The sequence below is a fragment of the Cellulomonas sp. P4_A2 genome, from assembly GCF_056402515.1.
On record NZ_JBFUHG010000092.1, the window covers coordinates 1 to 483 of the forward strand.

The 483-nt window shown below is 68.3% G+C and carries 1 protein-coding gene; it reads left to right on the forward strand.

Annotated elements, in window-relative coordinates; all coding sequences use genetic code 11:
• Nucleotides 1–483: sensor histidine kinase (locus AC1DUE_RS20245; RefSeq protein WP_477041202.1), on the forward strand; the 483-nt coding region annotated here is incomplete at both ends.

A 483-nucleotide genomic window follows, 5' to 3' on the forward strand; every position in this document is an offset into this window, starting at 1 on the left:
CATGTCGCACGAACTGCGCACCCCGCTCACCGCGATCACCGCGGTCGCCGAGGTGCTGGAGGACGAGGCCGACAGCCTCGACCCGATGATCGCGCCCGCCGTGCATCTGGTGGTCAGCGAGACCAGGCGGCTGAACGACCTGGTGGAGAACCTGATGGAGGTCACCCGCTTCGACGCGGGTACGGCCCGGCTCGTCCTCGACACGGTCGATGTCGCCGACCAGGTCACCGCCTGCATCGACGCCCGCGCCTGGCTGGACGCGGTGGATCTGGACGCCGAGCGCGGCATGATGGTCCGCCTCGATCCGCGCAGGCTCGATGTGATCCTGGCGATTCTGATCGGCAACGCGCTGAAGCACGGCGGATCGCCGGTACGCGTGTCGGTACGGACCGACGGCGACGAACTCGTCATCGAGGTACGTGATCACGGCCCGGGCATCCCGGAGGACGTCCTGCCGCACGTCTTCGACCGCTTCTACAAGGC